Source organism: Corynebacterium sp. CQ3829_602738 (assembly GCF_054478435.1).
This window is the reverse complement of sequence record NZ_CM137003.1, coordinates 1,943,879-1,970,597: the sequence shown is the minus strand read 5'-3', so window position 1 is coordinate 1,970,597 and position 26,719 is coordinate 1,943,879. Positions and strand designations below refer to the sequence as shown.

Here is a 26,719-nt window from a genome sequence, read left to right as displayed (position 1 = left end):
GAGATTCAGATGGGGAATGCAGAAAATTCGCTAGACAGGCTCGAGGAACTCGGGCTCCTGGAGCAGAGGGGCAAACCCTTCGAAGTGACCTGGGAACCCATCCAACTCGACTTCACTCTGGAGGATTGGCTCGAGGAGGAGCGCGGTGAGGACTGCCTGGTACGAGTGATGGCGGAGCTCCGCGACCTGCTCTAGCGCCACCAGGTGTCGTTCGGGCCCGGCGGCAGGTGGCGCTTGTGCTGGCCGATGCGCCACAGGTGCTCGAGGTGCTCGGCGGCCTCTTGCGGGATCTGCTTGCCCTCCAGGTAGTCGTCGATGTGGGCGTAGGTGATGCCGAGCGCGTCTTCGTCGGGAAGCGCGGGGCGGTCTTCCTCCAGGTCCGCGGTGGGGACCTTCTCCCACAGGCGGGGATCCGCGTCCAGGTGGCCCAGCAGCGCCGCGCCCTGGCGCTTGTTCAGCCCGGCCAGCGGAACGAGGTCCGCGGCGCCGTCGCCGTGTTTGGTGAAGAACCCGGTGACGTTCTCCGCCGCGTGGTCCGTGCCCACCACCAGCAGGCCGCGCTCGCCGGCGATGGCGTACTGGGCGATCATGCGCATGCGCGCCTTGACGTTGCCCTTATTGAAGTCGCCGAGACTGCCCGTTTCTAGCGCCTCCGCCACAGCACCCGCCATGGCGGTGGTGGCTGGCTCAATGTCCACCGTGACCGTCTCGTCGGGCTGGATGAACTGCAGGGCCAGCTGCGCGTCGTCCTCGTCGGCCTGCACGCCGTGGGGCAGCCGCACCGCCACGAACTTCGCGTCGTTGCCGTCCGCGCGGCGCTGCTCCACCGCCAGCTGCGCCAGGCGCCCGGCGAGCGTGGAGTCCTGCCCGCCGGAGATGCCCAGCACGTATCCCTTCGCGCCGGTGGCGTCCAGGTAGTCCACCAGGAACTGCACGCGCCGGGTGATTTCGGTGTCCGGGTCGATGGTCGGTGCCACGCCGAGGGCGGCGATGATGTCTGACTGCATGGCGCTCATGGTAGGAGGTTTTGATTCAGCGCGTCCGATGTGTAACATTTACCCCCGTGTTGCGACCCGGCAGCCCGCCGTTGGTCGCTAATTGCAGGTAATCCGAGCAGAAAGGAGCGCCCGATGAAGGTCCGCAAGTCGCTTCGGTCGCTGAAGAACAAGCCGGGCGCCCAGGTTGTGCGTCGCCACGGCAAGGTTTACGTGATCAACAAGAAGGATCCCCGTTTCAAGGCTCGCCAGGGCTAAGCGCGAATCCTGCCCCGTCACCGTTTGGTGGCGGGGCTTTTTGCTGTAATTTTCCGCCAAATTACACCCGTGGGAGCAGATGGCCGTCCATGTTTTAACTACATGTAGGTGATTTGCTGGCCCTATCCTGGGAATACCACCCGTGTAACTACTACATGTAGTAGCAGTTGCCGAAGTTTCCCCCAAGGTATAGTGTCTCTTGGTGTTGCCCCGGGGGATCCGGGGAAGCGAGAAAACCCCGTCGATTCCCTGTCGAATCCCAGTCGAAGACCCGCACAGAAAGAGCCTGAAGAACTATGTCGATCACCGTTTACAGCAAGCCGGCCTGCATGCAGTGCAAGGCAACCGAGAAGGCCCTGACCAAGGCCGGCCTTGAGTTCACCACGGTCGACATCTCCATGGACGAGGAGGCCCGCGACTACGTCATGGCCCTCGGCTACGTGCAGGCGCCGGTCGTGGAGGCGAACGGCGAGCACTGGTCCGGCTTCCGCCCGGACCGCATCAAGGGCCTCGCAGCGGCTGCCTAACTCGGCGGTCCACCCCGCCGCAGCGCGGGGATAGGGCGGGCGGCGCCGAACAACTAAAACTCAACACGAAGAAAGGCGGCGTCCATGCTGGTGGTCTACTTCTCTTCCGCGACGGAAAACACGAAGCGGTTTGTGGAGAAGCTTGGCCTCCCGTCCCAGCGCATCCCGTTGCGCAGGAGCGACCCGGAACTCACCGTCGACGAGCCGTACGTGCTCATCTGCCCCACATACGGCGGCGGGGCGAGCGTGAGCGGCGGCAACTCGCGGCCGGTGCCGGGGCAAGTGATCCGCTTCCTCAACAACGAAGGCAACCGGAGCCTGATCCGGGGTGTCATCGCCGCAGGCAATTCCAACTTCGGGGCAGATTACTGCCTTGCCGGGAAGGTTATCGCCGACAAGTGTAAGGTCCCGTACTTGTACCGGTTCGAGCTCATGGGCTTGGCCGAGGACGTTGCGCACGTGCGCCGCCAACTGATCCAGAACGCTGGAAGGTTGGGGCTGCGTGGGGGACCGGAGGTCGTCGATAGGCAAGATGCTCCGGACGAATCCGAGCGCTTGGCAAAACTGCGTGAAAAATACGCCGGTAAATACTCAAGAACACGATGAAGGACGCGATGTGACTACCCAGACTGTCGGTAAGAATGTCCCGGAGCCGGTCAATACAAGCGACCAGCTGGATTACCACGCGCTCAACGCGCTTTTGAACCTCTACGACGAAAACGGCCAGATCCAGTTTGACAAGGACCGCGAGGCCGCCAACCAGTTCTTCCTCCAGCACGTCAACCAGAACACCGTCTACTTCCACGACCTGGAAGAAAAGATCGACTACCTGGTCACCAACAAGTACTACGAGCCTGACACCATTGAGAAGTACGACTGGACCTTTATTAAGGACACGTTCAAGCGCGCGTACTCCTACAAGTTCCGCTTCAAGTCCTTCCTCGGCGCGTACAAGTACTACACCTCCTACACGCTGAAAACCTTCGACGGACGCCGCTACCTCGAGCGCTTCGAAGACCGCGTGGCCATGACGGCGCTCTTCCTCGCCGACGGCAACGAGGAGCTCGCATTCGCGCTCGTGGACGAAATCATGACCGGCCGCTTCCAGCCAGCCACCCCGACGTTCTTGAACGCCGGAAAGGCGCAGCGCGGCGAGCTGGTGTCCTGCTTCCTGCTGCGCATCGAGGACAACATGGAGTCCATCGGCCGCGCCATCAACTCCTCGCTGCAGCTGTCCAAGCGCGGCGGCGGCGTCGCGCTGCTGCTGAGCAACATCCGCGAGTCCGGCGCGCCGATCAAGCACATCGAGAATCAGTCCTCCGGCGTCATCCCCGTGATGAAGCTTTTGGAAGACTCCTTCTCCTACGCCAACCAGCTCGGCGCGCGCCAGGGCGCCGGCGCGGTGTACCTCAACGCACACCACCCGGACATCATGCGCTTCTTGGACACCAAGCGCGAGAACGCGGACGAGAAGATCCGCATCAAGACCCTCTCGCTCGGCATCGTCATCCCGGACATCACCTTCGAGCTGGCCAAGCGCAACGACGACATGTACCTGTTCTCCCCGTACGACGTCGAGCGCGTCTACGGCGTGCCGTTCGCGGACATCTCCGTGACCGAGAAGTACGAGGAGATGGTGGAGGACCCGCGCATCCGCAAGTCCAAGATCTCCGCGCGCGCGTTCTTCCAGACCATCGCCGAGATCCAGTTCGAGTCCGGCTACCCGTACATCATGTTCGAGGACACGGCCAACCGCGCGAACCCGGTGAAAACCGGCCGCATCAACATGTCCAACCTGTGCTCGGAGATCCTCCAGGTCAACTCGCCGTCCGTGCTCAACGACGACCTGACCTACGCCGAGACCGGCCACGACATTTCCTGCAACCTCGGCTCGCTGAACATCGCGATGGCCATGGACTCCGACAACTTCGCCCGCACCGTCGAGTCCGCCATCCGCGCGCTGACCGCCGTGGCGGACAAGACCTCCATCGACTCCGTGCCGCCGGTGCGCGACGGCAACGACGCCTCCCACGCCATCGGCCTGGGGCAGATGAACCTGCACGGCTACCTCGGCCGCGAGCACATCGAGTACGGCTCCGAGGAAGGCCTGGACTTCACCAACGCCTACTTCGCCGCCGTGATGTACCAGTGCCTGCGCGCCTCCCACAAGATCGCAGTGGAGAAGGGCACCGCGTTCGCGGACTTTGCCAAGTCCGAGTACGCCACCGGCGAATTCTTCGACCGCTACGACCCGGCGGACTTCCAGCCGAAGACCGATAAGGTCAAGGAGCTGTTCGCCAACTCCGACATTGCCGTACCGACGGCGGAGGAGTGGGCGCAGCTGAAGGAGGACGTCGCCCGCGACGGCATCTACAACCGCTACCTGCAGGCGGTGCCGCCGACCGGCTCGATCTCCTACATCAACAACTCCACGTCCTCGATCCACCCGATCGCCTCCAAGATTGAGATCCGTAAGGAAGGCAAGATCGGCCGCGTCTACTACCCGGCGCCGCACATGGACAACGAGAACATCGACTACTTCAAGGACGCCTACGAGATCGGCTACGAGAAGATCATCGACACCTACGCGGTGGCCACGAAGTACGTCGACCAGGGCCTGTCGTTGACCCTGTTCTTCAAGGACACGGTGACCACCCGCGACATCAACCGCGCGCAGATCTACGCGTGGAAGAAGGGTGTCAAGACCCTGTACTACATCCGCCTGCGGCAGATGGCGCTGGAAGGCACCGAGATCGAGGGCTGCGTCTCCTGCATGCTGTAGGTGAGCGTGCTTCTCGACGAAAACCGCTGACGTGCTAGTTCCGTTTTTGGGCAACTAGCACGTCAGCGGTTTTCGTTTGCAAGGCGCGGGGAGAGTTACATCTCCATGAAATCGTTGACGCCGCGGAGGAGACGTCGAGAAGCATCTTCTGCTGCATCCGCGTCGCCGGAGGAAATGGCCTGGGCGAGATCCACGTGGATCTGCATGGTGTCCACGTGCGGGTCGTCCGGCATGATGCCGTAGAGCGCGCGGCCGGACATGATGTCCATGATCGGCGGGGTCAGCGCCACGAACATCTCGTTGCCGGACGCCTCGAGCATCAGGCCGTGGAACTCCAGGTCCGCTTCCTGGAACGCCTCGGAGTTGCCGGCGTCTTGTCCTGCCAGCTCCACAATCTGGTCCGCCAGCTGGCACAGCCGGCGCGCCTGCTCGCGGGACGTGTTGGTGGCGGCTAGGCGGGCGGCGGCTGGCTCGATGGCGTCGCGAAGCTCCCGCAGCGACGCCAACTGCGCCGGACGTTGCTCCTCGCTGCGCAGCCGCCAGGAAATGATGGAGTGGTCGAAGACGTTCCACTCGCTTTGCGGCAGCACTTTCAAACCCACGCGGCGCGAGGAGGAGACCAACCCCAGTTGCTCCAGTGCGCGCATCGCCTCACGTGCCACGGTGCGGGAGATGCCGAAGCGCTCCGACAAGTCGTGGAGCGTGAACGTGTGCCCCTCCGGCTGCCGGCCCGAGACGATGTCTTCGCCGAGCGTGTCCAGAATCGAGGAAAGCAGGGGTTGAGAGGACCGATGACCGCTTGTAGTCACGGCGCGACCTCCTTTAAAAGATGATGTATTGCAGCAATCTGCGAGTAGTTTATGTCATGCGGACAGAGCATTAATGCATTGCGTGCGGGCGGTTCACGCACGGGGCGCAGGACGACTCCCGCAGTGTTTGACACCGAAGTAGGATGGTCGCCATGACTGACGATTACGCGCGTTACCTCGAGTCCCACGAAAAGCCCGTGAAGGCTATTAACTGGAATAGCGTCCCGGACGACAAGGACCTTGAAGTGTGGGATCGCCTGACCGGCAACTTCTGGCTTCCGGAGAAGATCCCGGTGTCCAACGACATCCCGAGCTGGAACACCCTCAACGACGAGGAAAAGCAGGCGACCATGCGCGTGTTCACCGGCCTGACGCTGCTGGACACCATCCAGGGCACCGTCGGCGCGGTGTCGCTGCTGCCGGATGCGAACTCGCTGCACGAGGAGGCGGTGCTGACCAACATCGCGTTCATGGAGTCGGTGCACGCGAAGTCCTACTCCAACATCTTCATGACTCTTGCGGACACGCCCGCGATTAACGACGCGTTCCGCTGGTCCGAGGAGAACGAGTACCTGCAGCGCAAGGCGAAGATCATCCTGAGCTACTACGAGGGCGACGATCCGCTCAAGCGCAAGATCGCCTCCGTGATGCTGGAGTCCTTCCTGTTCTACTCGGGCTTTTATCTGCCGCTGAACTGGTCGGTGCACTCCAAGCTGACCAACACCGCGGACATCATCCGCCTGATCATCCGCGACGAGGCGGTGCACGGCTACTACATCGGCTACAAGTACCAGGTGGCGCTGCGAAACGAGTCCGAGGAGCGCAAGGAGGAGCTGAAGGACTACGCCTTCGAGCTGCTCTACGACCTCTACGAGAACGAGAACCAGTACACCGAGGACATCTACGACGCGCTCGGCTGGACCGAGGACGTGAAACGCTTCCTGCGCTACAACGCCAACAAGGCGCTGAACAACCTCGGCTACGAGGGCCTGTTCCCGGTGGATGAGACGAAGGTGTCGCCGGCGATCCTGGCGTCGCTGTCGCCGAACGCGGACGAGAACCACGACTTCTTCTCCGGCTCCGGCTCCTCCTACGTCATCGGCCGCGCGGAGGACACCCAGGACGACGACTGGGACTTCTAAGCACAAGCTTTACGACGCACCTTCGGTGGTCCCCGGTTCGCGCTTGCGAGCCGGGGATTTTTCTTGCCTCCCGTCTAGGTCCCTTGCGCCTCACCAGTAACAGCCCGGACTGGCCGTCGCCGGCGCTGACCCCGCACGGGGGCAGCATTGCGGGAGGCTGGAAAATCAATGTGCAGAACGTTATGCTGATCCGGTATCACTCGTGGCATCTGTGCCCATTCTGGCGTGAGCTGGACGGGGTGTAGGTGCCGTAGTCAGGAGGATCAGATGACCGCTGTGGCACCGCGGCTGGATAATTACGTCCCGCCGACACGCCCCGAGCCGACGGGCAACGCTCGTAAGGGCTCGAAGATTTACAAGCAACTCACCACGACTGACCACAAAGAACTGGGCATCATGTACATCATCATGTCCTTCGTCTGGTTCTTCGTGGCCGGCCTGATGGCACTGCTTATCCGCACCGAGCTGTTCAGCCCGGGCCTGCAGTTCCTGTCCAACGAGCAGTTCAACCAGCTGTTCACCATGCACGGCACCGTGATGCTGCTGGCGTTCGGTACCCCGATCGTCTGGGGCTTCGCCAACTACGTGCTGCCGCTGCAGATCGGCGCGCCGGACGTGGCCTTCCCGCGTCTGAACGCGTTCGGCTTCTGGGTGACCACCGTCGGCGTTGTCGCCATGCTCCTCGGTTTCGTCACCCCGGGTGGCGCGGCCGACTTCGGTTGGACCATGTATATGCCGCTGGCTGACGCTGTGCACACCCCGTCCGTCTCCGCCAACCTCTGGGTTGTCGGCGTGGGCGCCACCGGTGTGGGCACCATCGCCTCCGCGGTGAACATGCTCACCACCGTGCTGACGATGCGTGCGCCGGGCATGACCATGTTCCGTCTGCCGGCGTTCACCTGGACCATCTTCGTCACCTCCATCATCGCCCTGATGATCTTCCCGCTGCTGACCGCTGCGGCGATGGGTGTGCTCTACGACCGTCTGCTGGGCGGCCACATCTACGACACCGCCAACGGCGGCACGATCCTGTGGCAGCACCTGTTCTGGTTCTTCGGCCACCCCGAGGTGTACGTCCTGGCGCTGCCGTTCTTCGGCGTGATCTCTGAGATCGTCCCGGTGTTCTCCCGCAAGCCGGTCTTCGGCTACATCGGCCTGATCTTCGCAACGCTGGCAATTGCCGGCCTGTCCATGGCTGTGTGGGCGCACCACATGTTCGCCACCGGCGCGATCCTGCTGCCGTTCTTCTCCTTCATGACCTTCCTCATCTCGGTCCCGACCGGTGTGAAGTTCTTCAACTGGCTGGGCACGATGTGGAACGGCCACCTCACGTTCGAGACCCCGATGCTGTGGGCCGTGGGCTTCCTGTTCACCTTCCTCTTCGGCGGCCTGACCGGCATCATGCTGGCGTCCCCGCCGCTGGACTTCCACCTGCACGACTCCTACTTCGTGGTTGCGCACTTCCACTACACCCTGTTCGGCACCGTGGTGTTCGCCTCCACCGCTGGCGTGTACTTCTGGTTCCCGAAGATGACCGGCCGCATGCTGGACGAGAAGCTGGGCAAGATCCACTTCTGGTTCACCGTTGTCGGCTTCAACATGACCTTCCTGGTCCAGCACTGGCTGGGCAACATGGGCATGCCGCGCCGCTACGCTGACTACCTGGACACCGACGGCTTCACGCTGCTGAACCAGGTCTCCACGGTTGGCGCGTTCATCCTGGGCATCGGCTTCCTGCCGTTCATCTGGAACGTGTTCAAGTCCTGGCGCTACGGCGAGATCGTCACCGTCGACGATCCGTGGGGCTACGGCAACTCCCTGGAGTGGGCAACCTCCTGCCCGCCGCCGCGCCACAACTTCACCGCCCTGCCGCGTATCCGCTCCGAGCGCCCGGCGTTCGAGCTGCACTACCCGCACATGGTGGAGACCCTGCGCCGCGAGGCGCACACCGGCCACCGCGACTCCAAGTAGTCGCCGGACACCGGCCTCCTGAACGAACCCCCGCTTCGGCGGGGGTTTTCGTCGTTTCAGGCCCAACGCAATGAGGAGTACCCTGACCCCGGTGACTGAGCAGATGATCGCCGCCGCCCACCAACTCCTTACGGAGCGCGTCTCGGGCGACTACAAAGCCCGCAGCGAGGACCCGGACGACCCGCAGACGGTGCAGGCGATGCAGATGGCCATCAACCTGCCCAAACAGGACCCGCCCAGCCGAAACCAGGTGCTTGCAGACGCCGCCCGTGCCGCCGTGGCCGTGTGCCTCGACCCGCGTGCCGGAGAGGACGGGTTTTGGCGCGAGGCCTTAGACGCCTGGTACTCCCACCGCATCCGCAAAGTGGCCCGCCGCGCCCGCAACAAGGCCTGGGACGACGTGCAGGCGCTGCCCGGCGTCACCGTCGGCAACGTGCGCGCCTTCGTCCCCTCGGCGGTTGCAGACGTACCGCACGCGATTGCGAAGCTGCAGATCAAGGGCACGGACATCGAGCCGGGGGAGGTGCTCCCGCGCGACCCGCACGTGCCGCTGATCGCGCTCGACGCGTCGCTGCACATGTCCGCGGGCAAGGCAGCGGCCCAGGCCGGCCACGCCTCGATGCTGCTCGCGGCCGCGCGCGACACCGCCTGGGCGCAGCAGTGGGCCGAGGCGGGCTTCCCGCTGGACGTGCGCGAGCTGCCCCGCGAGGAGTTCGCGGAGCTCGCCGCGCGCCCCGAGGCGGTGGCGGTGCGCGACGCCGGGTTCACGGAGGTCGCGCCCGGCTCCACCACAGCGCTCGCTATTGCTTAGCGACGAGCCTCCGCAACGCCCCGCGCACGACTTCCGCGTCTGTGGTGTCCCAGAACGCCGGGAGGCTGCGGCGGATGAACGAGCCGTAGCGTTTGGTCACCAACCGGTTGTCTAGCACGGCGACGACCCCGCGGTCGTCGACAGACCGCAAAAGTCTGCCCGCCCCCTGCGCCATGAGCAGGGAGGCGTGCGTGGCGGAGACCTCCATGAACCCGGAGCGGCCCGCCGCGTCGGCTGCGTTGGAGCGGGCCTGCAGGAGGGGATCGTCGGGGCGGGGGAAGGGGATGCGGTCGATGATCACCAGCGAGCAGGCGCTGCCCGGCACGTCCACGCCCTGCCAGAGGGTGAGCGTGCCGAACAGGCAGGAGTTCTCGTTTTTGGCGAAGGTGTCCACCAGCGTACCGGTGGAGTCCTCGCCTTGGAGCAGGATGTCGAAGGGCAGGCGCGCCCGCATGGCCTCTGCGGCCTGCTCCGCGGCGCGGCGGGAGGAGAATAAACCGAGGGTGCGCCCGCCGGCGGCGGTGATCAGTTCCGCGATCTCGTCTAATGTCTCCGCGGACAGCCCGTCGCGGCCCGGGGTGGGCAGGTGGCGGGCGGTGTAGAGGATGCCGGATTTGCGCGGGTCGAACGGCGTGCCGGCGTCCAGCGAGTCCCAGGTGCCCTGCGGCAGGCCCCAGGCGGCCGCCATGGCGTTGAAGTTGCCGCCCACGGTCAACGTGGCAGAAGTGAGCACGACCGTCTTCTCACCGAAGAGCCGCTCGTGCAACAGGCCCGCCACCGACAGGGGAGCGACCGAAACGGAGTCGCCGTAGCGCTCAGAGCGGGTCAGCCACACCACGTCCGAGTGCTTCGCGGGGTCCGGCTCGTCGAAGACCTCGAGGATGCGCACCACCGCGTCGTGCAGGTCCTCTAAGTGGTTGCGCAGGTTCGCGCGTTCGGCGAACTTCTCCGGGTCGTTTTCGGACTCGCCGGGTGGGGCATCAGAGATGGCGGTGCGGGTCTTCCACAGGGCGTCGCGAAGCGCGGCGAAGGCGCCGCGGGCCGGCTCGGAGATGACCTCCCAGCGCCCCGGGGCCTCCAGGTCGATGGCGGCGGTGAAGTCGTCGATGACGCCTTCGAGCGTGTCGCGCTCCGCGCCCAGCTTGCCGGCGCGGCGGGCCGCCATCGCCAGGGCGCGCGCGGAGATCTCGTTGGTGGCCACGGAGGTGATGCGGCCGTCGAGCTCGTGAGCCTCGTCGATGATCACGGCGTCGTGCTCGGGCAGCACGGCCACGTCCGCGAGTGCGTCGATAGCCAAAAGTGCGTGGTTGGTCACCACGATGTCCACGTCCTTGGTGCGCTCGCGCGCGAGCTCCGCGAAGCACTCCTCGCCGTGCGGGCAGCGGGTCGCGCCGAGGCACTCGTTGGAGGTCACGGACACCTGCCGCCAGGCCATGTCCGGCACGCCGGGGACCAGGTCGTCGCGGTCGCCGGTTTCGGTGTCCTGCGCCCACTCGGCCACGCGCTTGACGTGCTTGCCCAGCCAGGACAGGTCCTCTTCCTCGATGAGGGATTCCGCGGGTGCGCTATCAAGCATTAATTTGTGCTTGCACAGGTAGTTGTTGCGGCCCTTTTGGATGGCAAAGGTGGGGCGCTCGGGCAGCAGCGGCTCGAGCGCGTCCGCCAGACGGGGCAGATCCCTATCGACGAGCTGCCGCTGCAACGCGATCGTCGCCGTCGACACCACCACCGTGGTCCCGTGCGCCTGGGCGTGCCGGATGGCGGGGACGAGGTAGGCCAGGGACTTGCCGGTGCCCGTGCCCGCCTGCACCGCCAGGTGGCGCTCGGTGTCGAGAGCCTTAGTCACCGCCTCGGCCAACTTGACCTGGCCGGGGCGGCGCGACCCGCCGAGGGACTCGACCGCGGCGGCGAGCAGGTCGGTGGTGGACTGGGTGAGTGGTTCGTCTGCAGCCACGGCCTACTCGGTGGGCTCCGGGAAGCCGACGAACTTCGTCGGGATGGCCACCTCGCCGCGCGACAGCGCCAGGCCCTCCCACGGCAGCGTCTTGCGGGCGGCCGCGTGCAGCTCGCGGATCTCCTCAATGCCCGGCTGGCCTTCCACGATTTCGCCGTCGCGGATCAGCGGCACCGTCATCTCGCGGTACTCCAGGTTCGTTTTGCGCGGCACGTCCACACCGAGCGGGTGGATCACCTCGCCGACCGCCACGCCGGAGGAGCGGTAGGCGCGAAGCGCGGACTTGCCGCCGCCGTAGGTGACCTTGCCGGAGGAGCGCTTGGCCACCGGGTGGCCGTCCACCTCCACCAGCTTGTACACCAGGCCCGCGGTGGGGGCGCCGGAGCCGGTGACCACGGAGGTGCCCACACCGAAGCCGTCCACTGGGTCGCCGCGCAGGCCGGCGATGGCGAACTCGTCCAGGTCAGACGAGACGATGATGCGGGTGTTAAACGCCCCGGCCTCGTCCAGCTGCTTGCGCACACGCCTAGAGACGATGCCCAGGTCGCCGGAGTCGATGCGCACCGCACCCAGCTCGGTGCCGGCAACCTCGAGCGCGTTTTCCACGCCCTTGGTGATGTCGTAGGTGTCCACCAACAGCGTGGTGTCCACGCCGAGGGAGTCGATCTGGCCCTTGAACGCGGCCTTCTCGTCCGGGTTGCCGTCCTCGTCCACGTGCAGCAGCGTCCAGGAGTGGGCGGAGGTGCCGGAGGCGGGGATGCCGTAGCGCAGGGAGGCCTCCATGTTGGAGGTGGCGTTGAAGCCGGCGATGTAGGTCGCGCGCGCGGCGGAGACGGCGGCCTGCTCGTTGGTGCGGCGCGAACCCATCTCGATAATCGGGCGCCCGTCCGCGGCAGAGACCATGCGCGACGCCGCCGATGCGACAGCGGAATCGGCGTTGAGGATGGACAAAAGGACCGTCTCCAGGATCACGCACTCCGCGAACGTGCCGCGCACCGTCATGATCGGCGAGTACGGGAAGTACAGCTCGCCTTCGCGGTAGCCGTCGATGTGCCCGGAGAACTTGTAGTTTTCCAGGTACTCGCGCGCCTCGGGGGAGAGGAAGTCGGCGGAGTCCAGCTGGTCTTGGGTGAAGCGGAACTTGGTGATCGCGTCGAGCACCCGCTCGGTGCCGGCGACTACGCCGTAGCGGCGCTCGTTGGGCATGCGGCGGCCGAAGACCTCGAAGATGCAGTCGCGCTGCGCGGTGCCGTCCTTGATGGCGGCGTCGAGCATGGTCAGCTCGTACATGTCCGTGAAAAACGCGGTGGAGCCGCGCGTGCCGGTGGAGTGGGTGGGAGTGTCGTTCATGGTGAGACAGCGTACCCTGCTGGTACGAGAAGGTAAGGTGGTGCACATGTTTTCCTCAGCCGATTTTCCTGCGGCCAGCCGCGCGGAGCGCATGGGTTCGCCGCTGGCAACCCCGGAGTTGGACGAGGCCATCGACGTGGACGTGGCCACGAGCGAGAACCTGCCCTGGCTGTGCATCGTGTGGGACGACCCGGTCAACCTGATGAGCTATGTCACCTACGTGTTCCAGACCGTGCTGGGCTACGACCGCAAGCGCGCCCAAGAGCTGATGATGCAGGTCCACACCGAGGGCAAGGCCGTGGTCTCCTCGGGCGAGAAGGACAAGGTGGAAACCGACGTGAAGAAGCTGCATACCGCGGGGCTTTGGGCCACAATGCAGCAGGCAGGGTAGGGGAGAATCGATGCAGCCGTGGCGTAAGAAGAAGGGCCTGATGCGCTCGACGTCGAAGTACACCACCGTCTTCGACCCGATGGAGCGCGAGGTCATCGGCGACCTCACCGCCACCGTGTCCGAGGCGCTGATCGCGCGGGCCCAGTCCGCGCCGAAGGATGAGTTCGCGGAGATGCTCGGCGTCGCCACCGGCCACACCGAGGCGCCCGAGGACCCGCGCCTGGCGCGCCTTCTGCCCGATTTCGAGCGCGAGGGCGACGAGGAGTTCGACGGCGACAACGGCCTGCTTCGCAGCCTGCATGAAAACGACATCATCAAGGCCAAGCTGATCAACTTGCAGGTGGTCAACGCCGCGCTCGGCCCCACCGGCGGCGTCGAGGTGACCATCGAGGAGGACGAGGCCCACCAGTTCATCGCCGCGCTCAACGACATGCGCCTCTACGCCTCCGCGGACGACTCCGGCAGCGAGGCCGCGCGCGAGGACCGCCAGCGCCTCATCGACTGGCTCGCGTTCTGCCAGGACTCTCTCCTCGAAGCCCTCATGGGCTAGGGGTTTCGCGCGCAGCTTTACGACGCCCTCCGGTAGACCACCGCGGCAGACCCCTCCACAAACTCCGGGGATTCGGCCTGCCCACCACAAACCCCTATCAAGGGACCCAGAGGATGGCCCAAAACAGGGCATACTCTGGGTCCCTTACTAGGGGTCTGGCGGAAATAGAGTCGGGTGCCGCCGCCCAACCACCGCCCAGCCACCACCGGGCCCGGATCCGGCGAACCCGCTAGACTCCAACCACGATGAGCGAATACAACCACCACACCCCCGAGGGCTGGGGCTACGGCCAGACCGGGCAGCCGGGCTACGGCAAGCCGTTCCAGCGACCGTTCTCGCACCCGGAGCGGCAGCAGCCGGCGTTTAGCGAGCCCGCCCAGCCGTACAACCCGTACGCGACCCCGCAGCAGCAGGGCCAGTACGGCCAGCCCCAATACAGCCAACCCCGCGGAACCAGACGGGTGTCGAAACGAAAGGCGCAGCGCCAAACGGGCCTGAAGCTCGCCGGCGGATTCCTCGCCACGATCTGGATTGTGTTCATCCTGGAGCTGGTGTTCCCGTGGCTGCAGGCGTTTGGCATCCACCCGCTGGACGTGTCCTCCCTGCCGTTCATCTTCACCTCGCCGCTGCTGCACGCGAACTTCGAGCACATCATCTCCAACTCGATCCCCGGCGCAATCTTTGCGTTCTTGGTGGGCTACTCCGGCAAGCGGGTGTTCTGGGAGGTCACCACGTTTGTGGTGATTATCGGCGGCCTTGGCACCTGGCTGTTCGGCGGCGTGGGCACGAACCACATCGGCGCCTCCGGTCTGGTGTACGGCTGGCTGGCGTATCTGATCGTCCGCGGCTTTTTCAACCGCTCCATCGGCCAGATCATCACCGGCGTTGTCCTGGGCTTTTTCTACTCCGGCCTCATCTTCGGCTTGCTACCCGGCACTGAGGGGGTGAGCTGGCAGGCGCACCTGTTCGGCGCAATCGGCGGGATTGTCGCCAGCATGGTGATCACCTCCGACGACCCGCCGAAGTTGGCCGCGAAGAAGCAGGCCAAAGCGCTTGAGAAGCAGGCGCGCAGGCAGGGATAGGATGACCGGCGTGGAAACTTTCGCCGGCAGCCAAAACCCCAACTCCAACAACAACTCCGCCCCCATCGGGCTGTTTGATTCCGGCGTCGGCGGCCTCACGGTAGCGCGCGCGGTGATGGACCAGCTGCCGGGCGAATCCCTGATCTACATCGGCGACACCGCCCACGGCCCCTACGGCCCGCAGCCGATCGCGGACGTGCGCGCGCATTCGCAGCGCATTGCCGACGAGCTCGTGGAACGCGGCTGCAAAATGCTGGTGATCGCCTGCAACACCGCCACTGCTGCTTTCCTCCACGATGCCCGCGAGCGCTACGACATCCCCGTCATCGAGGTCATCCAGCCAGCCGTGCGTCGCGCGATGGCCACCACCCGCAACAACAAAATCGGCGTCATCGGCACCGAGGGCACGGTGAAATCCGGCGCGTACCAGGACTTCTTCGCGGTCAACCCGAACCTTCAGGTCACCGCCCAAGCCTGCCCGGAGTTCGTGCCGTTTGTGGAGCAAGGAAAAACCTCCGGCAGGGAAGTCCTCGACGTCGCACGCGGCTACGTCGCACCGCTGCGCGAGGCCGACGTGGACACCCTCGTGCTCGGCTGCACGCACTACCCGCTGCTCTCCGGCGTGATCCAGCTGGCCATCGGCGATGAGGTCGCGCTCGTCTCCTCCGCCGAGGAGACCTCAAAGGATGTGCTTCGTGTCCTCACCGAGCGCAATATGCTTAACGACGGCACGTCCGCCCCCACCCACATCTTCGAATCCACCGGCGACCCCGACACCTTCGACGCGCTCGCCCGCCGCTTCCTGGCGCCTCCGGTGCACGCTGTCGGCCGTGATTTAAGGATTCACTAGGAAAATGTGCCCCATTCATGGCAGAGTGTGTCCATGCAGTTGACCATCCTCGGGTGCTCTGGGAGCCTGGCCGCGCCCGGTAACCCAGCTTCCTCCTACGTCATCTCCGTGCCTGGTGAAACGGATGTGGTGATGGACTTCGGTCCGGGAGCGCTCGCCGCCATGCAGGAGCGGTTCGACCCGTCTGCGGCGCACGTCATCTTCAGCCATCTTCACGCCGACCACTGCTCGGACTTCCCGTCGCTGCTTGTGTGGCGCCGTTACCACCCCTCGGCCCCGGCGCAGCAGCGCCACCGGCTGATCGGCCCCTCGTACGCGCCGGAGCACTTGGGGCGGATGAGCGCGGACGCGCCGGGGGAGCAGGACGACTTTACGGACACCTTCGAGTTCACCACCTGGCGCGCCGGGCAGCCGGAGCAACTCAGCGGTCTGACCATCACGCCGTTCGACGTGATCCACCCGGCACAAGAGTCGCATGCGCTGCGCATCGAGGACGCCGCCGGCAAGGTCATCACGTTCTCCGGCGACTCCGGGTACACGCCAACGCTCATCGACGCCGCACGCAACGCCGACTACTTCCTCTGCGAAGCCGCCTGGGGCGCAACCTCCGAAGGCAAGGCGGAGGGCATGCACCTGTCCGGCGTCGAGGCCGGCCGCATCGCCCGCGAAGCAGGGGTGAAGACCCTGGTGCTGGTGCACATCCAGCCGTGGACGGACCCAGAGGACGTCCTCGCAGCTGCCCGCACCGAGTTCGATGGGGAAATCATCCTGGGCAAAGCCGGCGCCACCTTCGAGCCTTAAGCGCCTGCGTTACGCGCAATGGCAGTGAGGGCAACTTAATGTGTTAACTTAACCAGCACAATGACCGGTTCCGCTCGTCTACTTCAGGTAGTCAGTCCAGGGCCGGTTTTCAAATTTTAGGGGTCCACACAGGGCGCCTTTCGAACGTGATCAATCAAACGCCTTGGGTGTAGAAGTCCGACGAATCGACATTGCCGAACTGCGTTACCCTTGGACGCATGACTGATTTTTCGCGCCTGGACGGCCGCGCCTTCGACCAACTGCGCCCTGTGCGCATCACCCGCGGCTTCACTTCCAACCCGGCGGGCAGTGTGCTCGTGGAGTTCGGCAACACCCGCGTCATGTGCACGGCCTCCGTGGAGGAGGGCGTGCCGCGCTTTAAGAAGGATTCCGGCGAGGGCTGGCTCACCGCCGAGTACGCCATGCTCCCGTCCGCAACCCACGAGCGCATGCCGCGCGAGTCCATGAAGGGCAAGGTCAAGGGCCGCACCCACGAGATCTCGCGTCTGGTGGGCCGCTCGCTGCGTGCCGCGGTGGATCTGAGCCAGCTCGGCGAGAACACCATCCAGCTCGACTGCGACGTGCTCCAGGCCGACGGCGGCACGCGCACTGCCTCCATCACCGGCGCGTACGTCGCGCTCGCGGATGCCATCGCGGTGCTCAAGGAGCGCGGCGTTGTCCCGGGCGAGCCGCTGCTCAAGCCGATTGCCGCCGTTTCCGCCGGCATCATCGACGGCCACGTGTGCCTGGACCTGCCCTACGAGGAGGACTCCCGCGCCGAGGTGGACCTCAACGTGGTGATGCAGGAGGGCGGCAACTTCGTGGAGATCCAGGGCACCGGCGAGCACGGCCTGTTCGGCCGCGAGCAGCTCGGCGAGATGCTGGATGTCGCGGCGAAGGGCTGCGAGGAACTCATCGCAGTGCAGAAGGCGGCGCTGGGATGGTAAGAGTTCTCGTCGCATCCAGGAACCAAGGCAAGGTCCGCGAGCTCGAGCAGGTGCTCCGCGAGCTCAACATTGAAGGGGTGGAGCTTGTCTCGCTTCACGACGCTCCGCCGTACCCCGACCCCGTCGAAGACGGCCTCACCTTCGTGGACAACGCCCTATCGAAGGCCCGCGCCGGAGCAAAAGCCACCGGCCTGCCCTGCGTTGCCGACGATTCCGGCCTGACCGTGGAAGCGCTCAACGGCATGCCCGGCATCCTGTCCGCCCGCTGGTCCGGCAACCACGGCGACGACCAGGCCAACAACGAACTGTTGCTCGCCCAGATGGCGGACATCAACGAGCGAGCCGCCGCGTTCGTGTCCTGCTGCGCCCTGGCCGCCCCGGATGGGCAGGAGTTCACCGCCGAGGGCCGCTGGGAGGGCGAACTGCTGCGCGAACCGCGCGGCGAGAACGGCTTCGGCTACGATCCACTCTTTCAACCCGCCGACGCCGACGGCCGCTCGTCCGCCGAACTTTCCGCCGATGAGAAGAATGCCCGCTCCCACCGCGGCAAGGCGCTTCGTGCGCTTGCCCCGCACATAGCGGCGCTGAAGTGACGCAATTCGTTACAGTGTGCTTATGAAGAAAACGATTGCACTTGTAGGAACTGTTCTCGCTTCCGGCGCGCTGCTGACCGGTTGCGGTCAGAAGGGTGATTTCGACGGCGAATGGACCGGCGACATCACCGCGACCCAGGAAGGCAAAGGCGGCGGCCACGCCACCATCACTATCGATGGCAAGGACTGCGACTGGCAGATGACCGAGACCGACGGTGAAACCAACGAGGCGAACTGCCTGCGCGACGACAAGGAGTTCAAGCTCGAGGATCCGCTGACCCACCAGGACCTGAAGTACGACGCCGAGCGCAGCGGCGACACCCTCACCCTGAGCCCGCAGAACGACCAGGCGGAAAAGGTCGGCGTGATGGTGCTGTCCAAGACCACCGAAAAGTAAACCGGCTCCGACATCACAAAACCCGGCAGGTTTTCCCTGCCGGGTTTTGTCTTGTGCTTAGGAGAGCTGGAACTTCTCCGTTACTTCCTTGCGGCGCTTGGCTTCCACGATAAACGACATGAACGGCACAACTCCGGACAGAGCGGTGGTAATCCAGGTGCCCGCGGACCAGCGGGCCTTGGAACCTAGATTCAACGACGCCATCAGAAAAGCCACAAACGCGAAGCCGTGCACGCGGGCGACCCAGGACAAGTAATCGACGTTCATCTCAAAGCCGTACTGCATGATCATGCGGGTAATAAGCAGGAGGAACAGCACACCAGTGATCCACGCGGTGACGGTGAAAAACTGCAGTGCCTGCTTCACGCGGCGCTGGCGCTCTGGGTGGATACGCGCGGGCTGAGTGGGCGGGGTCTGCGGGGTCGGCTGCGTCATGCTGATTCACCTTTTACCTTCTGTGTTCGTTTGACGGCGTGGTGCCACAAGCTCGTTGTATTCCTCCACGTCCAGCTCAGGGCGAGAGGGGAGGAAGTCCTCATCGATCGCCGTGGGTTCCTTCACTTCGCCGTACTTGGCAAGGTCGGCCTCGTAGAGGTCGTCCATGGTCAGGCCGGCGTTTTCGGCGTCGATCTTGTCGTTTTCCATGCGCATGCCTACGCGGTAGGCGTAGATGAAAAACGCTGCGAAGCACGGCCATTGCAGGGCGTAGCCCAGGTTCTGGAACGTTCCCGAGCCGGACTGGTAGCGCTCCCACTGCCAGTTCGCGAGCAGGAGACAGGTCACGGCTGCTGCGATTAGCAGCACGATATGCCACCAGCGCACACGAACGCGCTCGCGTTGGGGCACCGCCTCAGTGCTCTCAACTGCCTTGTTCTCTTCGCTCACAGCTGGTCAGTCTACCCGGCAACCTTAAAAGACCAAACGAAAGTTTGACTGCCCAGTTCAATCGCACTGTATTTATATGTCGCCGTAAAGGTTCAGGTTCCGGTTAACGATTGCAGCGCACCACTGTGTACTATTCACCAACGAAGCGCCCGTGGCGGAATTGGCAGACGCGCTGGATTTAGGTTCCAGTGCCTTATGGCGTGGGAGTTCAAGTCTCCCCGGGCGCACCAAGTTTTGCGGGGTGGCGGGGGCGATACCGAAAAACTTAGAGATTCTCGTGTTTTGAACAGCTCGACTTGTTTGCAAAAAGTTTCCCCAGCGTGTTGCAGGGGTACCCAAATTTCAACGCTTAGAGGGGGTTAAGCGGACGATTCACTAATGTACAGAAGTTTTCGACCTGCGTATAAGCCGTTGCCCCTCGCCTGTCTATGGGTTATGTTTTCCTGGAAAACCCCTGCCATTGGCATGTCCACTTGGCGGGGTGTTGGAAATGTGGCGGCAATGCGCTGCTCGACGAGTGAAAGGTGGAGCTTGTGTTAGATAGTCCAGCAAGAACTAGATCGTGGTGGGGGGTGTTCGTCTCCCTGCTTGCTGTAACTGGTCTCATATTTGGGGCGATAGTAGCACCTTCTGCGCAGGCGCAGAGTCTATTCACCCCATTTAAATCCGAAAAATACTTGCCGATTCAGACCGGTAGTGGGCTAGACGGATACTCAAAGGACGCTTACGTCGTCATTGACGCAGAAGAACTCGCCGATTCTCAAATCGGTTGGGCATGGTGCCTCGATCCTGGGATGAGTACGCCTTATGTAACTTCAAAAGAGGATCTTCGTTACAGTCCAAATGATGCTGTCAAGTTTGAATTCCGGGACAACCCGGAGCTCCGGAATGCGGTGATGCACGTAGCAAAGTTGCAACAGGACGCATTTGCAAAAGGTGATTACAACCTGGCAGCACGCTACTCGTTCTACCTCTCAGCATTGATTGAGAATACCGACAAGAACGCGCTTGATAGGACGCGAACCGTTAGGTACTCGATTAGCACACTGCCCTACGTCGATCTTTGGAACGAACTCTCGGGCGACTTTTCGGATAAGGGTGCGACAAAGGAGGATTTCAGAAAGACCACTGGGTACGAGATCGACTCTGGGGATAACTTCACCCTGCGGCGAGTTGAGGGTGTGTCCATTCCGGAGGCGGCCTCGACTGACTACATCGTCGTCGTTTTACCCCCGTATTCGCCAGAGATCACTAACGGAGGCCGGTTTGCTAGTCAGCGAATGCTGCCGATCGATCAGCCGGGCTTGACCGAGGATCCGACACCTTCCCTGGAGCCTTCGATTAAGACTCAGGCCGCGTTCAAGGATGGCGCTACTGAGATCAAGGCTGGCACGTCTGTTGTGGACACCGTATCTTACTCCGACCTGGTCCCGGACAAGACCTATACGCTGACCGCTGAGCTGGTCGGCAAGGATGCCTACAACGCTCTGGAAGACAAGAGTGCTTACGGTGATGCCGTTGTTGGCGTCGGCACCAAGACCTTCACCCCGGAGACTGCAAACGGTTCCGTCGAGGTCGAAATCAAGGTCAACGACGGTGTGACCGAGCCGGTGAAGGTCGCGGTTGCATTCGAGACTCTGACCTCCACTGAGGTTGACAGCGAAGGCAAGGACAACCCGAAGGGTGGCGACACCTCGGAGACGTCCGACGACAACAAGATCGCTGAGCACAAGGACATCAACGACGACGATCAAACTGTCGTAAGTGAGGATGAACCAACTTCCAAGGAGTCACCGGTTCCTCCGGTTGAGCCGTCGTCTCCGTCCGCGGAGACTGTGACTACCACTGTCAAGCAGGGGTTCAACCCGAACCCGGAAATTCGCACCGTTGCGGAGTTCAAGGACGGGGTAAACGTTGTTCAGAACGGCAACACCGTTGTGGACACTGTGTACTACTACGGCCTGGTTGCGGGTAAGAGCTACGCGTTGGATGCGAAGCTCGTCGATAAGCAGGATGAGAACAACGTCCTGGGTACTGGCGCGGTGACCTTCAAGGTCCCGGGCGACGAGGGCAAGCTGGTCAACGGCAATGTCAAGGTTGAGATCGCTGTGACTAACGCTCCGAACCCGGTTCAGGCTGCGGTTGCGTTTGAGCGTCTGACTTCCAAGGAAGTCAATAAGGATGGCGAGGAGACCAACGGTAAGACGGTCAATGACATCGCTGAGCACGAGGACATCACCGATGAGGACCAGACGGTCCGCACCGTGCTTGAGCCGAGCATCGCGACCAACGCGAAGTTCGCAGATGGCTCGACTGAGATTGCTGCCGGCAACACCGTGATCGACACCGTTGATTACAAGGGTCTGGTTCCGGGCAAGGAGTACACCCTGTCCGCGCAGCTGATCAATAAGGCTGACGGCAAGACCGTTGTGGGCGCTGGCACGAAGACCTTCAGCCCGGAGACCACTGACGGTTCCGTCGAGGTCGAAATCAAGGTCAACGATGATGTGAACGAGTCGGTTGACGCCGCTGTTGCCTTTGAGGAGTTGACCTCTACTGAAGTTGACAAGGCTGGTCAGGACACCCCGCAGGGTGGCGACACCCCGGAGACGTCCGACGACAACAAGATCGCTGAGCACAAGGACATCAACGACGCCAACCAGACTGTTGGTGTTCCGCACATCTCCACGAACGCAAACTTCGCGGAGGGTTCCACTGAGGTAACCAACGGTGCTGTGGTTGTGGATACCGTCTCCTACGCCGGTCTTGTGCCGGGCAAGGAGTACACCCTCACCGCACAGCTGATCGATAAGGCTGACGGCAAGACCGTTCTGGGCACCGGCACCAAGACCTTCACCCCGAAGGAGGCGAACGGCTCTGAGGATGTGGAGATCACTGTCGACAATGCTCCGGACGGCCGCACGGTGACCGCGGCTGTTGCTTTCGAGGAACTGACCTCCAAGGTTGTTGATCGCTTCGGCAACGACAACCCGAACGAGGACGGCAACGAGATTGCTGAGCACAAGGAAATCGACGATGAGGACCAGACGGTCCGTAATCCGAAGATCTCCACGAACGCGAACTTCGCCAACGGTGCGCAGGAGGTCAAGAACGGCTCTGCCGTGGTTGACACCGTTACCTACGAAGGCCTCGTGCCGGGCAAGGTGTACACCCTGACCGCGGACCTTATTAATAAGGCAGACGGTGAGACGGTGCTCGGTTCCGGCAACAAGACGTTCGTTCCTACTGAGCCGAACGGTTCTGAGGATGTGACCATCGTGGTCAGCAACGCACCGGAGGGCGAGACTGTCACTGCTGCTGTTGCCTTCGAGACGTTGACTTCCACGCAGGTCGACCGCGCTGGCAAGGAGAACCCGAAGGGCGGGGAGACCCGCACGACGGACGACGACAACAAGATCGCTGAGCACAAGGACATCAACGACAACGATCAGACCGTGCGCAGCCCGCGCATCGCGACCAACGCGAACTTCGCGGATGGTGCGAAGCAGGTTGAAAACGGCACGGTTGTTGTGGATACCGTTGACTACTCCGGTCTGATTGAAGGCAAGACCTACACCCTGACCGCTGAGTTGAAGGAGCGCCTCGGCGAGGCAGCTCCGTACGGTGTGGGCCGCACGATCGGCACTGGCACTGAGACGTTCAAGGCTGAAGCTGAGAACGGCAAGGTCGATGTGCGAATCACCGTTGATGGTCTTGAAGATGGCGAGCAGGTTGCTGCCGCCGTTGCCTTCGAGGAGCTGACCTCCACTGAGGTCGATCGCAACGGCAACGACACCCCGGATGCTCCGGGTGCGAACGAGATCGCTGAGCACAAGGACATCAACGACGGCAACCAGACCGTCGAGGGCCCGGTGAACACTCCCACGACAGAGCCGTCGACCACCCCGGAGGAGACCACTACCGAGGAGTCGGCGCCGACCACGACGATTCAGATGATCCCGTCGACCGAGCCGACTACTTCTAAGGAGCCGGCGCCGACGACGACGATCCAGATGCTGACGAGCACTGAGCCGACGACTGCGGAGGAAACCACTCCGAAGGAGACGACCTCTGAGGAGACGATCCCGACGACGACGATCCAGATGCTGACGAGCACTGAACCGTCGGTACCGTCGCCGTCGACCGCCACGACGACGAGCACGACAACCAAGGTGACCTCTCCGCAGGAGCCGTCCACGGAGGAGACCACTTCCGAGGACCCGACGCCGACCACGACGATCCAGATGCTGACGAGCACCGAGGCGACGACTGAGGTGACGACGTCGGTGGCGGAGCCGTCGACAAGTGAAACTGCTCCGAGCAGCACCCCGGTGGTGCCGTTGGTGCCGTCGAACCCTGAGGGCAAGATCGACACCAAGGTGACGGTGAACGGCAAGACCATCGTCGATGGCAAGCCGGTGACCGTGACCGAGCAGGACGTGACCAATGGCCTGAAGGTGACGGACGAGATCACCTACTCCGGCCTGGTCGCGGGCGCGAAGTACCGCTTCGAGGGGCAGCTGCAGCACGTTGAGTTCAACGAGGCTGGCGAGGTTGTGAAGGTCACCCCGGTGACCGAGGTGAAGCTCACCGACGTTCTGGCCGCTGAGAACGGCGCGGGTACGGCTACCGTCGACTTCGGTACGCTGACCGAACTAACCGCGGGTGAGACGTACGTTGTGTACGAGCGGGCGATCCCGCTTGATGGCAACAATCAGCCGACGACGAACTCCGACGGCACGCCGAAGGATTCGTCGAAGGACAACCGCGAGGTAGTCGAGCACAAGGATCCGAAGGATAAGGCGCAGACGTTCGAGGTTGTGAAGACCTCGACCTCCACGCCGACCAGCCCGGCTGCGCCGACCTCCACGCCGACCAGCCCGGCTGCACCGACCTCCACGCCGGACAATTGCGTGCCGGTGACCACGGTGAGCACGGTGCCGGGTACGACGGTTCCGGAGACCACCGTTTCGGGCACCACTGGTCCGGAAACCACCGTCCCGGGCAGCACTGTTCCGGGTACCACGGTTGAGGAGTCCACGACTGAGGTGACCACGGCTCCGGAGACCTGTGCTTCCACGCCTGAGGAAGAGCCGACCCCGGAGGAGTCCACCCCAACTGTCCCGGCTGAGCCGACGACGTCTAAGGAGACCACCACGACGACCGAGCCGACGACGTCTGAGCAGACGACCGAGCCGACGACGAAGGTGACCACCTCCGAGCAGCCGACGAAGCCGACCGCTCCGGTGGCTCCGTCGAACACGACCACCCCGGTTGTGCCGCCGGTTGTGTGGTTCCCGAACCCGCAGATCGGTACGACCGCTGACTTCGCCAACGGTGCGAAGGAAGTTGTCTCCGGCACCGTGGTCAACGACACGGTCAAGTACCAGGGCCTGGTCCCGGGCAAGACCTACACGCTGACCGCTGAGCTAGTGAGCAAGGACGTTTACAACGAGCTGGTGAACCGCGACGCCTACGGCGACGCCATCATCGGCACCGGCACCAAGACCTTCACCGCGTCGGAGACCGGCAACGGCTCCGTGGTTGTGGAGATCCCGGTTGTAGACGGCATCGACACCCCGGTCCGTGCGGCTGTCGCCTTCGAGACGCTGACCTCCACCGAGGTCGACCGCGAGGGCAAGGACAACCCGAAGGGCGGCGAGACGCCGAACGACGTCTCGGACGACAACCCGATCGCTGAGCACAAGAACATCAACGATCAGAACCAGACGGTTCGCAGCCCGAACGCTCAGGAGAACTCTGAGCCGTTCATCGGCACCAACGCGAACTTCGCTGAAGGTTCTACCGAGGTTGTGGCTGGCGCCACCGTGGTGGACACCGTCCGCTACACCGGCCTGGTTCCGGGCAAGACCTACACCCTGACCGCGGACCTCGTTGCCAAGGGCAGCGGTGCCATCATCGGCCAGGGCGAGAAGCAGTTCGTCGCCTCCGAGAGCGGCTACGGTGCGGTCAACGTCGACATCACCGTCGCTTCCTGGGTGAACAACCCGGTTCACGCTGCAGTCGCCTTCGAGCGCCTCACCTCCGTCGAGGTTGACGCGCAGGGCAACGAGCAGCCGGCAGGCAACCGCGTGCCGCAGCAGATCGCCGAGCACCGCGACATCAACGATGCCGCGCAGACGGTGATCACCCCGGGTACCAGCGAAGGCCGTGACATCCCGGGTGAGCCGGGTGTGTCCACCAACGCTGACTTCTCCAAGGGCGCTGAAGTTGTCAACGGTGCCGTGGTGCGCGATGTGGTCAAGTACTGGGGCCTGGTCCCGGGCGCGACCTACACCGCAACCGCACAGCTGATGGAACGCCTCGGCGAGTCCGCTCCGTACACCGAGGGCCGCGTACTGGGTACCCAGTCCGTGACCTTCACCCCGGAGGCTGCCTACGGCGAGATTGTGGTGGAGATCCCGGTGACCAACGCTGAGGGTGCCGTCCCGGCAGCCGTGGCGTTCGAGACCCTGACCTCCACCGAGGTTGACCGCAACGGCGACGAGAACCCGAAGGGTGGCAACACCCCGGACGACGTCACCGACGACAACCCGATCGCTGAGCACAAGGACATCAACGACGGCTACCAGACGGTCGAGACCAGCGAGGGCGACACCCCGCCGGCCGAGAAGACCACCCCGGCAACGACCACGCCGTCGACGACCACCCCGGGCGCACCGGCTGAGGAGACCACCCCGGCTTCCTCCACCCCGGCGCCGTCCACGACTCCGGGTGAGGAGGGCAGCTCGGCTGACTTCGACAAGAAGAAGCTGTGGTGGCTGCTGCTCATCCCGGGCCTGGGCATGATCCCGGCAGTGCTCGGTGGCGGCAACGGCTCGTCCAAGCCGGCGCCGAAGCCGACCCCGGCACCGCAGGAGAGCAAGCCTGCTCCGGCACCGTCCAGCCAGCCGGCGCCTGCGCCGGTGGGCAAGCCGGTCCCGGCTGACAGCCCGCGTGGCGAGATCAAGCAGATCCCGTCCGGCGGCACCGTCCTCGAGAAGGACATGCCGGCCTACATCTAGGCGCTGACGGCGCCGCCCACACCAGGGCGGTGCCAGGCATAGCCCGCAGGGCATAACCGAAAAGGCCCCGCACACCCGAATGGGCGTGCGGGGCCTTTGGTCGTCGAAAAGCTTAGATGTTCCAGTCGCGCAGGATGCGGCCCACGTGGCCGGTGGCCTTGACGTTGTACTGGGCCGTCTCGATGGTGCCCTTGCCGGCGTCGTCCACAGATACCAGGAAGGTGGAGCGGATGACGCCCTGGACCACCTTGCCGTAGTTCTTTTTCTCGCCGAACGCGCCGTAGGCCTCCAGGGTCTCCTTCGACGGGTCGGACAGCAGCTCGACGGAAAGGTCGTGGTCCGCGCGGAACTTCGCCAACGCCTCCGGTGTGTCGGGGCTGATGCCGAGGACCTTCACGCCGGCGTCATCGAACTGGCTGAAGTTCTCGGTGAAATCGCACGCCTCGGTGGTGCAGCCCGGGGTGTTGGCGCGCGGGTAGAAGTACACGATCACGCGGGAGCCGGCGAAGTCCTTCAGGGAGACGGTCTCGCCGCGGTCGTTGGACAGTGCAAACTCGGGGGCGGTGTCGCCGGTATCTAGGCGGATGGAGTCAGTCATA

Annotated in this window: 24 protein-coding genes and 1 tRNA gene; 18 read left to right on the top strand and 7 right to left on the bottom strand. The window is 63.8% G+C overall.

The features are described from left to right. Positions 1 to 9 precede the first annotated feature (9 nt). On the top strand, positions 10 to 195 hold the full coding sequence (locus ACX1NL_RS09510; protein ID WP_181888999.1) for a hypothetical protein: 186 nt from the start codon (positions 10 to 12) through the stop codon (positions 193 to 195). Here the strand turns inward: ACX1NL_RS09510 and nadE are convergent. Further along, positions 192 to 1,016 (bottom strand): ammonia-dependent NAD(+) synthetase, encoded by an 825-nt coding sequence (nadE, locus tag ACX1NL_RS09505; protein WP_181888998.1) that lies wholly within the window; start codon positions 1,014 to 1,016, stop codon positions 192 to 194. The genes ACX1NL_RS09510 and nadE overlap by 4 nt on opposite strands. Positions 1,017 to 1,130: 114 nt before the next feature. Here nadE and ykgO point away from each other — a divergent pair, with 114 nt between their 5' ends. From ykgO to nrdE, 4 genes are all read left to right on the top strand, one after another. Continuing rightward, positions 1,131 to 1,253, top strand: coding sequence for a type B 50S ribosomal protein L36 (gene ykgO, locus ACX1NL_RS09500; protein WP_005288826.1), 123 nt, complete (start codon positions 1,131 to 1,133; stop codon positions 1,251 to 1,253). A 296-nt stretch (positions 1,254 to 1,549) separates the two neighbouring features. Then, positions 1,550 to 1,780 (top strand): glutaredoxin-like protein NrdH, encoded by a 231-nt coding sequence (gene nrdH, locus ACX1NL_RS09495; protein WP_070475768.1) that lies wholly within the window; start codon positions 1,550 to 1,552, stop codon positions 1,778 to 1,780. A gap of 84 nt (positions 1,781 to 1,864) precedes the next feature. After that, a complete protein-coding gene (gene nrdI, locus ACX1NL_RS09490; RefSeq protein WP_239307508.1) occupies positions 1,865 to 2,386 on the top strand; it encodes a class Ib ribonucleoside-diphosphate reductase assembly flavoprotein NrdI in 522 nt (173 codons plus the stop codon). A 10-nt stretch (positions 2,387 to 2,396) separates the two neighbouring features. Continuing rightward, positions 2,397 to 4,562 carry a class 1b ribonucleoside-diphosphate reductase subunit alpha gene (gene nrdE, locus ACX1NL_RS09485; protein ID WP_239307509.1) on the top strand — a complete coding sequence of 722 codons (2,166 nt, stop codon included), beginning with the start codon at positions 2,397 to 2,399 and terminating at the stop codon, positions 4,560 to 4,562. 95 nt (positions 4,563 to 4,657) lie between these two features. On the opposite strand, the gene ACX1NL_RS09480 is transcribed toward nrdE, so the two are convergent. Then, a complete protein-coding gene (locus ACX1NL_RS09480; RefSeq protein ID WP_239307510.1) occupies positions 4,658 to 5,371 on the bottom strand; it encodes a FadR/GntR family transcriptional regulator in 714 nt (237 codons plus the stop codon). 152 nt (positions 5,372 to 5,523) lie between these two features. Between ACX1NL_RS09480 and nrdF the strand changes: the two genes are divergently transcribed. From nrdF to ACX1NL_RS09465, 3 genes are all read left to right on the top strand, one after another. After that, positions 5,524 to 6,513: a class 1b ribonucleoside-diphosphate reductase subunit beta gene (gene nrdF, locus ACX1NL_RS09475; protein WP_284872609.1), complete on the top strand. Its 990-nt coding sequence runs from the start codon at positions 5,524 to 5,526 to the stop codon at positions 6,511 to 6,513. A gap of 267 nt (positions 6,514 to 6,780) precedes the next feature. Continuing rightward, positions 6,781 to 8,484, top strand: coding sequence for an aa3-type cytochrome oxidase subunit I (ctaD, locus tag ACX1NL_RS09470; RefSeq protein ID WP_269511327.1), 1,704 nt, complete (start codon positions 6,781 to 6,783; stop codon positions 8,482 to 8,484). Positions 8,485 to 8,554: 70 nt separating this feature from the next. Beyond that, positions 8,555 to 9,295 (top strand): peptidyl-tRNA hydrolase, encoded by a 741-nt coding sequence (locus ACX1NL_RS09465; protein WP_448230386.1) that lies wholly within the window; start codon positions 8,555 to 8,557, stop codon positions 9,293 to 9,295. On the opposite strand, the gene ACX1NL_RS09460 is transcribed toward ACX1NL_RS09465, so the two are convergent. After that, complete coding sequence (locus ACX1NL_RS09460; protein ID WP_458898008.1) at positions 9,285 to 11,249, bottom strand: ATP-dependent DNA helicase; 1,965 nt, start codon at positions 11,247 to 11,249, stop codon at positions 9,285 to 9,287. The two genes, ACX1NL_RS09465 and ACX1NL_RS09460, sit on opposite strands and share 11 nt — an antisense overlap. A 3-nt stretch (positions 11,250 to 11,252) precedes the next feature. After that, entirely contained in the window at positions 11,253 to 12,599 is a 1,347-nt protein-coding gene (locus ACX1NL_RS09455) for a nicotinate phosphoribosyltransferase (RefSeq protein ID WP_458898007.1), read from the bottom strand. Positions 12,600 to 12,690: 91 nt separating this feature from the next. On the opposite strand from ACX1NL_RS09455, the gene clpS reads away from it, so the two are divergent. The 8 genes from clpS (at position 12,691) to lptM (ending at position 18,210) form a co-directional block, all read left to right on the top strand. Continuing rightward, the gene (gene clpS, locus ACX1NL_RS09450; RefSeq protein ID WP_070475837.1) at positions 12,691 to 12,990 is read left to right on the top strand and encodes an ATP-dependent Clp protease adapter ClpS; all 300 of its coding nucleotides are present in this window, start codon (positions 12,691 to 12,693) and stop codon (positions 12,988 to 12,990) included. Between the two features lie 10 nt (positions 12,991 to 13,000). Beyond that, complete coding sequence (locus ACX1NL_RS09445; protein WP_448238620.1) at positions 13,001 to 13,540, top strand: DUF2017 domain-containing protein; 540 nt, start codon at positions 13,001 to 13,003, stop codon at positions 13,538 to 13,540. Between the two features lie 461 nt (positions 13,541 to 14,001). Continuing rightward, entirely contained in the window at positions 14,002 to 14,622 is a 621-nt protein-coding gene (locus ACX1NL_RS09440; RefSeq protein ID WP_239307524.1) for a rhomboid family intramembrane serine protease, read from the top strand. A 10-nt stretch (positions 14,623 to 14,632) separates the two neighbouring features. Beyond that, on the top strand, positions 14,633 to 15,472 hold the full coding sequence (murI, locus tag ACX1NL_RS09435; protein WP_458898006.1) for a glutamate racemase: 840 nt from the start codon (positions 14,633 to 14,635) through the stop codon (positions 15,470 to 15,472). Positions 15,473 to 15,505: 33 nt separating this feature from the next. Continuing rightward, positions 15,506 to 16,273 (top strand): MBL fold metallo-hydrolase, encoded by a 768-nt coding sequence (locus ACX1NL_RS09430; RefSeq protein ID WP_458898005.1) that lies wholly within the window; start codon positions 15,506 to 15,508, stop codon positions 16,271 to 16,273. A 218-nt stretch (positions 16,274 to 16,491) separates the two neighbouring features. Beyond that, the gene (gene rph, locus ACX1NL_RS09425) at positions 16,492 to 17,220 is read left to right on the top strand and encodes a ribonuclease PH (RefSeq protein ID WP_458898004.1); all 729 of its coding nucleotides are present in this window, start codon (positions 16,492 to 16,494) and stop codon (positions 17,218 to 17,220) included. Beyond that, entirely contained in the window at positions 17,214 to 17,813 is a 600-nt protein-coding gene (rdgB, locus tag ACX1NL_RS09420) for an RdgB/HAM1 family non-canonical purine NTP pyrophosphatase (protein WP_458898003.1), read from the top strand. The genes rph and rdgB overlap by 7 nt, the downstream gene beginning before the upstream one ends. Before the next feature lie 22 nt (positions 17,814 to 17,835). Next, on the top strand, positions 17,836 to 18,210 hold the full coding sequence (gene lptM, locus ACX1NL_RS09415) for an LPS translocon maturation chaperone LptM (protein ID WP_269511310.1): 375 nt from the start codon (positions 17,836 to 17,838) through the stop codon (positions 18,208 to 18,210). Between the two features lie 57 nt (positions 18,211 to 18,267). On the opposite strand, the gene ACX1NL_RS09410 is transcribed toward lptM, so the two are convergent. Then, positions 18,268 to 18,645 (bottom strand): DUF3817 domain-containing protein, encoded by a 378-nt coding sequence (locus ACX1NL_RS09410; RefSeq protein ID WP_458898002.1) that lies wholly within the window; start codon positions 18,643 to 18,645, stop codon positions 18,268 to 18,270. A gap of 6 nt (positions 18,646 to 18,651) precedes the next feature. After that, positions 18,652 to 19,095 carry a hypothetical protein gene (locus ACX1NL_RS09405; protein WP_458898001.1) on the bottom strand — a complete coding sequence of 148 codons (444 nt, stop codon included), beginning with the start codon at positions 19,093 to 19,095 and terminating at the stop codon, positions 18,652 to 18,654. A 145-nt stretch (positions 19,096 to 19,240) separates the two neighbouring features. Between ACX1NL_RS09405 and ACX1NL_RS09400 the strand changes: the two genes are divergently transcribed. After that, positions 19,241 to 19,325, top strand: a tRNA-Leu gene (locus ACX1NL_RS09400). Between the two features lie 1,050 nt (positions 19,326 to 20,375). Beyond that, entirely contained in the window at positions 20,376 to 26,120 is a 5,745-nt protein-coding gene (locus ACX1NL_RS09395; protein WP_458898000.1) for a VaFE repeat-containing surface-anchored protein, read from the top strand. Positions 26,121 to 26,232: 112 nt separating this feature from the next. On the opposite strand, the gene bcp is transcribed toward ACX1NL_RS09395, so the two are convergent. Then, positions 26,233 to 26,718 carry a thioredoxin-dependent thiol peroxidase gene (gene bcp, locus ACX1NL_RS09390; protein WP_269952793.1) on the bottom strand — a complete coding sequence of 162 codons (486 nt, stop codon included), beginning with the start codon at positions 26,716 to 26,718 and terminating at the stop codon, positions 26,233 to 26,235. Position 26,719 lies beyond the last annotated feature (1 nt).